The sequence below is a fragment of the Actinokineospora sp. genome (assembly GCF_050699995.1).
GTDB lineage: Bacteria > Actinomycetota > Actinomycetes > Mycobacteriales > Pseudonocardiaceae > Actinokineospora.
The window spans coordinates 1-9,686 of record NZ_JBOHGC010000594.1 but is presented as its reverse complement, the minus strand read 5'-3'; the positions used below and the strand labels follow the sequence as shown (position 1 = coordinate 9,686).

Sequence of the window (9,686 nt, the reverse complement as noted above, 5' to 3'; positions counted from 1 at the left end):
ATCCGGTGGCGCTGCCGAGGAAGACGTCTTCGGTGCAGAAGGTGTCGTGGCGGGTGAGCAGGTCTGGGTAGCCGTCGTGGTTCCAGTCGACGATGCCGAAGGGGGTGAAGGCGTTCCATCCGGCGGTGCCGATGATGGTCGGTGGGCCGAGGATGCCTGAGGGCATCTTCTGGTAGTCGAGCAGTTGCCCGGCTGCGTTCGCCGCGTAGACGTGGGTTTCGTCTTGGTTGGTGGCGGGGTTACGGAAGTTGACCGCACCCATGGGGCGGAGGTTCGCGGTCACCGGGGGAATGACGGTCCCGGCTGCGGCAGGTGCGGCGAAGGTGCCGGTGCTGGTTCCCGCGCCGTAGCTGGCCGCGCCGGTGGCGCTGATGCCCCAGAGGTCGGGATGGGTGTCGTTGTTGGTGTCGCTGCTCGTGACGACCGGGGTGTTGGTGGCGTTGAGCGCGCTGGCCGCGGGTCGGGCGACGGTTTTGGTGGCGTCGGTGAACCAGTTCGTGTTGGCGCAGTCGATGGTGCAGTTGGTGCTGTAGAGGTCGACCTGTCCGGTGGTCTTGTCGCGTACTACCAAGGCGGGCTTGCCTGCGCGGGTGGTGCCGGAAATGGTTTTGGTGGACCAGTTGATCGTCGAGTCCAAGACGACCGCGGGCATCTGGTAGTTGCCGATGCCGTCGAGATGTTCGAACCACCACAGTTGGTAGCTGCCAGCGTTGTCCACCACGGCGAACAGGTCGGGGAATTCGGGGCCTACGGTGCCTGCGGCGGTGTCTTGGGGGAGATGCCCCATGGTCACGATCTGCTTGATGGTGATATTGTTCGCGGGTTTGACCGGGGTGAAATTGGGGTCATACAACGTGTCGCTGGCGATGCCTTGGACGGTGTTGACGTCATGGGTTGGCAGTGCGGAGCCGTCGCCGGGGACGGTGTAGATGAGGATGTCGCCGTTGGGGAGTACGGCCATGAGATCGTTGAGGCCGGACTCGCTGAAGTAGCCGCTGGTGAGCAGTGTGTTGTTCCAGTCGGCGGGCTTGCCGGACGAGGTGGACAGCCCGGTGCCGCGGATGCCGATGTTGTAGGGGGTCAGGAGTTGGTTTCCGCCGTTGCCGGGGGTGAGCCACAGACCGGGTGCGGTTCCTGCGGTTCCACCGATGGTGAGGATGTCTGGTTTGCCGTCGCCGCTTAGATCGCCCGTTGGGTCAGGAGTCGCCAGTGGCGATGGGACGATTGTCCATGTCGCGGTAGGTCCGACGGTTCCGACGGAGTTCAGCGCTTGCACCGTCAGGGTGTGGCCGGTGATGCGGGTCGCGGTGATAGGCCCAGACCAAGTGCCGTTGGTGGCGTTGACGGTCACTGGGGTGCCGCCGCTGAGTTGGTAGCGGTACTTCGCGGGGGCGGGGTTACCGGGACCGGCGCTGAAGGTGAAGTTGCCGGGTGTGCGCATCGGCTTGCCCGCGGCGGCGTTCGGATAGTCGGTGGAGGCGATGGTCGGCGCGCCGGGCTTTGAGGTGTCCACATGGAACGTGCAGGTGGTGGACGGCCCGGAGGTGAGCCAACCGTCGGTTGCGGTGGCTGACCAGGTGTAGTCGCCGTCGGTGAACTGGGTATAGGGGAGCACCACGACGGCACGGTTGCTGGCCGCGACCGTGGTGGTCTTGGTGATGACCTGGCTGGTGCCGAGCTTCTTCACGGTGAATACAACATCAAGTGGTTTGCTGACGTTGTCGCTGGCATTGGAGGTCTGCAGCGAAAGAGTCACGTCGGTCTTACCGATGCCTGGGTAGGGCGTGGCGTTCGTGCACGGCATGATCGGCGACGTGTACGGGCTGTTGGGAGTGACGGGCTTGACATCCCAGGTTACTTCCAGTGTCGCGTTGTCCTGTTGGAACTTCTTCCACCCGTCGGTGGTGTCTTCGTTGGCGGCGCGCAGTCTGAACGTGGCGACGTTGCTCCGGTTGTTGACCGCCTTCACCACTTGGGCCTTGACGTCATAGCTGAGTCCGTTGCAGGTGGGCAGGGCGGCCAATGTCTCGATTGCGCCGGGCATGGTGTTCCAACTGGTGTCCGCACCGATGGCGTTAGTCCAGTCGAGGTGGACACCGCTGTTGCAGTTGATCGCGTAGGTCGGGGTGAAGATGGCCTTCGCGCTGTAGATCGCGGTGCCGTGAAATCCTTGGATGCCCCACTGGAAGTACGAGCGGACGTCATCGATCCCGTTGCAGTAGTCGGGGGCGGGTCCGGGCCAACCGCAGTAGCCGATCTGAGCGGGGCCGGTTTGGTGCCAGCCTTTGTAGTCCGGCTTGCCGGATTGGACCTGTGTCCAGTCCGCGGCGTATTGACTCCAGTAGTTCGGCACGAACGTCGGGTCGATCATCACCGGGAACACCGTGTTCGGGTCGGTGAGCATCGATTCGTTCGGCACGAGGGTGATCGCGTCACGGTCGGCGGTGACGGTGACCGGGGCGGTGCGTGCGGCCATCCCGGCCGCGGTGGCGGTGGACCGCATAGCCATGCCGGTCTTCGCGTCCAGCGGCGAGCCGCCCGCAATGTCGGTGAGTTCGGGGGACGGGTTGGTCGCCGCTGTCGCTTCGGCCGGTGGTGGGGTGGAATCCCACATCAGGGCGGGCGGGGCAGTGTAAGCGGCGCGGCCCGCCGCGTCGGTGAGGGTGAGACTGCTGTCCTGGTTGGCCGTGGTGCTCAGTCCCGGGCTCGTTACGCCGATCCGCAGGGACTTCAGCCGCGGGTTCTTGGCTGCGCCGGCGGTTTTTACCACCAGGGTGTGGGAGAAATCGCCGTGTTTGGTGGCGTTGACGACGAGGTCGACATCGGGGAAGACGTTCGCGTAGGTGGCGGTGTGTCCGGACACCGTGGGTGCGGGCAGGGGCGCAGGGAAGGTGAGGCTGACCGTCTGCGCCTTGTTCGACAGGATCGCCATGGGCTGGTCACCGCCCCCGGACAAGGACACACCCGAGGGGGTGGCGGCGGTGCTGAACCGCCCGTCGGCCCTGCGCGACAAGGTGGGATCCAGGTTCACCCAGGTGTCACCGCGTCGCGTGCGCACGGGGCGCATCGCATTGCTCGACGTCAGGGTGCCGTTGGGATTGGCGATGGTCTGGCTGTTCGCCATGGTCAGCGCGTCAGCCACCACTGGCTTGCCGGTCGCCTTGGCTTGGGCGATGGCCGCCGCCGCGCCCAGCGGCGCCGGGACAGCCTGGGTGGGCGCGGGTTGCGCCTGCGCCGCGGTCGGTGTTGTGGCGACCATGGTCGCCAGCAGGGCTGCGGCGGTCCACGCGGCCAGGGCTCTTCGGCTCTTCGGTGTGCGCATATCGGATGACTCCCCACATCCCGTTCCTCAACCACAGGCGCGCGCCAGCCCCGCGCAACACAGCGCGGTGTCATGATCGGAACGCCCCCAGGGCCTGCCGCAACGATGCGGCCCGGCGCGGCGAACATACACGGGCGGTACCCCACCGGCTATCAACCATTCGGTGGCCGTGACCTGTGATGTTCACATCTACCCGGAGTACGAGATCTTCTGGCAGAGTTCGCCAGGTTTCGTCCGCAGGGGTGCGGGCGCACGGTACCTGGGGGCCCACGTGATTGCTGCACGTCTTCGCTCGCGCACGCTCGCCACTTGGCGGTTATGGCTGCTCGGCGCGCTCGTTGTCTCACTCGGCGCGTCATCGCTTTCGTTCGTGCCGCAGCTGCTCGGCATCGCCGAGGACGACTTCATGGCCCGGATGCAGACCCAGGCAGTTAAGACGGTCACACCCGTCACCGTTCCCGAGAGACCGGCGCCGCACGACGACGCCAAGTCCGAGGCCACGCCCGCCAAGGTCACCTGGCCGGCCGCCAACGTCGCGACGATCACCGCGACCACGGCACGTTCCTACCTGCAGGGCAGCCCCGTCTGGCTGGAATCCCGGGCCGGTGAGGTGAAAGCCAAGATCGAACTCGCCGACCCGGACGTCACGGCGAAGACCGGGGTCGCCGGAGTGCTGGTCACCGCCACCGCCGAGGCCGCTGGCAAGGCCAGGGTCGGTGTCGATTACGCCGAATTCGGCGACGCCTTCGGCGGTGACTACGGCGCGCGCCTGCGCCTGACCCAGCTCCCGCAGTGCGCGCTCACCACCCCCGACAAGCCTGAATGCCGCGCTCAAATTCCCCTCGATTCGACCAACGACACGACCAAGAAAAGTGTGTCGGCTCCAGTCGAGATGCAGCCGAACCAGCCGATGATGCTGGCTGCGGTCGCCGCCTCCGATCCTGCCACAGGTGGCGGCAGCTTCGAGGCGACGAGCATGTCGGCAGCGGGTTCCTGGGCCGGGGGTTCCCAGTCGGGATCGTTCACCTACAGCTATCCGATTACTGTCCCGCCTGGTGCGTCGCCACTGGTGCCGGAGTTCGGTCTGTCTTACGACTCAGGGTCGGTCGACGGCAAGACCGCGTCAACAACGTCGCAGTCGTCGTGGGTCGGTGACGGTTGGAACACGCCTTCATCGTTCATCGAGCAGTCGTTCGTGTCCTGCGCGGACTCCCCGGGTGGAAAACCGTCCCCGGTTGCCACAAACGATCTTTGCTACTCAGGCGAGATTCTGACCTTGTCGCTCAACGGCTCTACCAGCGCCTTGGTATGGGACGTGAGCCAAGGCCAGTATCGTTCGGCCGATGACGATGGCGCGGTGATCACGAAGATTGTCAATTCCGGCAACGGGAACGGCTCCTACAATACGTCCTACTGGAAGGTCCTCGACCGTCATGGTTCGACCTTCCATTTCGGACTCAACCGGTTGCCAGGCTGGGTTCCGGGCAAAGATGAGACCAACTCCGTGGCGTCGGTTCCTGTTTTCTCCGCGCATCCTGGCGATCCGTGCTACAACGCCGCGGGGTTCAGTGCGTCGCAGTGCAGGATGGGCTACCGGTGGAATCTTGACTATGTCACCGACATTCACAGCCACGCGATGGCGTACCACTATCTGCGCAGCGTCAACTACTACGGCCTGAACAACGGCGCGCAGAACGTCTCCTATCACCGTGACAGCTACCTGACGAAGATCGAGTACGGTTTCACCAACGGCAACGCGTACAACACACCGCCCAACCAGGTCGTGTTCACCGCGGGGCCCCGGTGTGTGTCCGGAACGTGCAGTCCGCTGTCGGCGAGCACGGCCGTCAACTGGCCGGACGTTCCCTATGACCTCAACTGCGCCTCCGGTGCCACCTGTGCGACGCGGAGCCCATCATTCTGGTCGACTCAGCGTCTGACCACGATCACCACCAAGCAGTGGACCGCGGCGACCGCCACCTACGCCACTATCGATTCGTATGCGCTGAACCAGACCATCCCAACGACCGGCAACGCCACCAAGCCCACGCTGTGGCTGGCGAACATCGCACGTACCGGGCATGACACCAGCGCGGGCGGTTCGACCGCCCCCATCACATTGCCCTCGACGTCGTTTGCCAGTATCGCCCTGCCGAACCGGGTCAATTCACCTAACGACGGTCTGGTCGCCTACACCCGGCACCGCATCAGCAATATCACCACCGAAACCGGCGCGGGCATCTCGGTGGAGTACTCCCCGCAAAGCGACTGCGTCGGCCCAGTCACCACCGAACCATCGACCAACACATCGCGCTGTTTCCCGGTGAAATGGACACCGCCTGGGCGCACAGCGCCAATCGTCGACTGGTTCCGCAAGTACGCAGTAACCGCGGTCAACCACATCGACAACACCGGCACCAACCCGGCGGTGCGCACCACCTACACCTTCACCGGCCCAGCCTGGCACTACGACGACAACGAGGTCGTCAAGCCAGAAGACCGCACGTGGGGTCAGTGGCGCGGTTATGCCAAGGTACAGACCCGCACCGGGGCTGACGGCGAACCCAAGACACTCAGTGAAACCACCTACTACCAAGGTATGGACGGAGACACGCTCCCCGCTGGTGCCTCACGATCCGTCGTCTTGACCGACTCGCAGGGCGGTCAACACCGTGACACGGCGCAGTTCGGGGGTAGGCCCCTGGAATCCACCGCCTACCTCGGTGACGGGGGCCCGGTCGAGAACTCCACGATCACTTCTTACTGGCTCTCCCCTGCCACTGCCACCCGCGCGCGCACCGGCCTTGCTCCGCTCACCGCCAACTACAGCAGGACCTCGACGACATGGTCGCGGCAGGCGATCACCAGCGGCCCCGGCACCACATGGCGGATCACCCAGACCGATGAGACGCATGACGTCACCACCGGCCTGTTGCTATTCACTTACAGCCATGGCGATGTCTCCCAGCCGGCGCAGTCGACCTGCACGGTGGCGACCTATGCGCCGTCGAACACCGCGCTCAACCTGGTCGGCTTGGTCGCCGAGGTCGAAGTCCTCGCCAAACCCTGCGGCGGCCAATCCTCCAACGGTGGCTCAGCTCCCACCCCTGCCCAAACCAACGCGCTGACCGCGCCGAGCAATGTCAACCGACCGGCCGACGTTATCGCTAACACGCGCACGTTCTATGACAACCCGATGCTCGCCCGCACGTGGCCACAGCCGGCGGCGCCCGCGTGGCCTCAGGCCGCGCCCACCCGGGGTGATGTCTCGGTTGTCCGGTCCGCTGTCGACTACAACGGTTCCTACATATACAAAACGGCCACGGCGACCGTGAAGGAAAGCTACGGCAGGACCGTCGAGGTCTACGACGCGATCGGCCAGAAGACATCCACCGCATATACTCCCGCGACTGGACAACCGACCAAGGTCGAAACCATCAATGCGCTGGGACACAAGACATCCAGCACGTTCAATACCCGTCGTGGTCTCACTGTCGGAACCAGCGACGCCAACAACATCACCACAACCCGGCAGTACGACGCACTCGGCAGGCTCACCGCCGGCTGGATTGCCGGGCGCACCACGGACAAACCGGCCGACATCAAGTTCAGCTACCTGATGTCACAAGTCGCGCGCAGCGCGGTTCAGGCCAACAAACTCAACGAGTTCGAGGGCTACAACACCAGTTACGTCATCTACGACTCGCTGCTGCGTGAAGTGCAAACCCAGTCCCCATCACCGGCAGGTGGGAGGCTTCTGACCAACACGATGTACGACAGCCACGGCTGGACCTACAAGAAGTACCACACCTATCGGGATGGTGATCCCAACCACTTCCCCGGCCCTGACCTGGTTATCAGCCCACAGAACGAGATCCGCAACCAGACTCGACTCACCTTCGACGGTCTCGGCCGCACGATCGTGTCCCAGTCAATGGACATGGATGCTGTGGTGACCTCTACCCGGAGTGTTTACAACGGTGACCGCACAACGGTGATCCCGCCAGCGGGCTCCACAGTCACAACCACTGAAACCGATGCGCTCGGGCGGACAACCGCACTGCACCAGTACACGACCTCCCCACAGGTTGTCATGCCCGCGAACACCTTCACCGGGATTCACCGGATCACCGGTGGCGCAGCGCACACTTCGACATTCGCCTTCAACAACAAAGGCCAACTGCACCAGCGCATCGACCCGTCGGGCAACACCTGGACTACCAGCTACGACCTGCTCGGACAGGTCATGAGTCAATCCGATCCCGACGCTGGTACCAGCACTACGACATATGACGATGCCGGCCGTGTCGCCACTACCACCGATGCCATTGGTCAGGTCTTGGCCTACACCTACGATGCGCTCGGTCGCAAGAAGTTGCAACGAACGGGCGACGGCAGCACCCTTGCGTCGTGGACTTACGACGGTGACGGCGTAACCCCAACAATGCCCAACGCGGTGGGGAAGCTGACCGCCTCGTCCAGCTATTCACAGCAGGCGGGAACCAGCTACGCCTACACCCACAAGAGCACTCTCGGATTTACCAAACACGGTCAGCCGCTCGACACCACGACCGTGATTCCCAGCAACGAAGGCGCACTCGCTGGCACCTACACCTTCACTCACTTCTTCGCCGACACCCTCAGCCTGCCCACAAGAACCCAGTATCCCGCCCACGGCGGTCTGCCTCCCGAATCCGTCGGCCTGACCTACACCGCTGGACTCGACCTGTTGACAGGTGTTTCCGGGTTCACCTCATACCTCAAGAAGATCGTCTACGACGGGTTCGGTCGCCCAGACTCAATCCAATTCAATGCCAGTCCGACAACCACGCTTCGGTACTCCTATGATCCGCACAACAGCAGGATCAACGAAACCTGGTTGACGCGGGCTCAAGGAATCCCGCTCGAAGTCGAACGAACCAGCTTCGGCTACGACCCGGCAGGCAATGTCCTGCGGGAAACCACCTCACGATTCGCCGGCGCGACCGAGACCCAGTGCTATCGCTATGACACACTGATCCGGCTCCGCAAGGCTTGGACGGCGACCGACGCCTGTGCGGCGGATCCTGCAACCAATAGCGGAGCGACGGTGGGTACCGGCATCGCCGACAGCGGCGCGTACTGGACCGACTGGGACATCGATCCCGTTGGCAACCGCACCAAACAAACTCAGCATGGCCTGGGCGGCGCCGCCGACACCGTCACCACCTACACATACCCGACTTCCGGGGCAGGGGCGGTGCGCCCTCATGCCCTGCAGTCCAGCACCACCACCGGTCCCGGTGCCGCGACGGCGACCTACACCTACGACAACGCGGGCAGTACCCGTACGCGCGGTCTTCCCGACGGCAACCAGGACCTGACCTGGACTCCGACCGGTCGAGTGAACACCGTCGCCACACCGTCATCGACCACCAGCTACGCCTACGACGCCGACGGAAACCAACTTCTACGCCGCGACCCCGGTGCCACCACGCTCTACCTGCACAACACCGAACTCGTCGTCAACACCAGCACCAACACCGTCAGCGGTCGCCGCTTCTATCCATTGCCCGGCGGAGCCCAAGCCATCCGCACCGGATCCGGTGTCAACTACAGCTACGAACTCGCCACGCGCCATAACACCGGCACTCTCGCGCTGAACAACACCGCTCAAACCCCAACTTGGCGCGCCAACACGCCCTACGGCCAGCCCCGCGGCACCCAGCCGTCCATTTGGCCTGACACCCACCGCTTCCTCGACAAACCCCACAGCACAGCCACTGGTCTGACCGACATCGGCGCCCGGAAATACGATCAAGACACCGGCCGCTTCATCAGCGTCGACCCCATCATGGTCACCGCCGACCCCCAATCCTGGAACGGCTACGCCTACGCCAACAACAACCCGATCACCTACAGCGACCCCACGGGCCTGTACCAAGAGTGCGGGGTCGGGACTTGTGCGTACGAAGGTCGAGGGTGGGATATCGACCCGGTTGGCACTCACAATCGTCTCGTGGACCGGCAGTACGCCGGATATAAATACCTTGCCAGTGGCCAAAACACCCTGCGGAGTCGTCAGCCGAAAATTGCCGAGGAGACGGTCCCGACTTTCGGGGAGCTGAAACTCGCCCGCCCGGGTGGGCGCAGCTATGCGGATAACGAGTACGGGCTCGCTATCAAGGATTGGGCTTATCGGCGGTGCTCGGGAAGTCACTCGAGCCCGACCGCTTTCTGCGCCGAAGCGCAAGCACTTGGGTACCTCGACACCGGCATGACTGGCGCCGACCTTGTTGATGCGATCTTCGTCGAGCCCATCAGGCAGGGCTACAAATGTGCGACCACCGGGGATGTCGGCGCGTGTGTTGAGACGACCCTGGAG

Annotated in this window: 2 protein-coding genes; one reads left to right on the top strand and one right to left on the bottom strand. The window is 64.0% G+C overall.

All coding sequences use genetic code 11. The features are described from left to right. The coding region (locus ACRDSQ_RS28800) for a hypothetical protein (protein ID WP_431425365.1) at nt 1-3,322 on the bottom strand (3,322 nt) is incomplete at its 3' end. 163 nt (nt 3,323-3,485) lie between these two features. Here ACRDSQ_RS28800 and ACRDSQ_RS28795 point away from each other — a divergent pair. Beyond that, nucleotides 3,486-9,686 (top strand): RHS repeat domain-containing protein (locus ACRDSQ_RS28795; protein WP_431425363.1); only part of this gene is annotated, 6,201 nt, incomplete at its 3' end.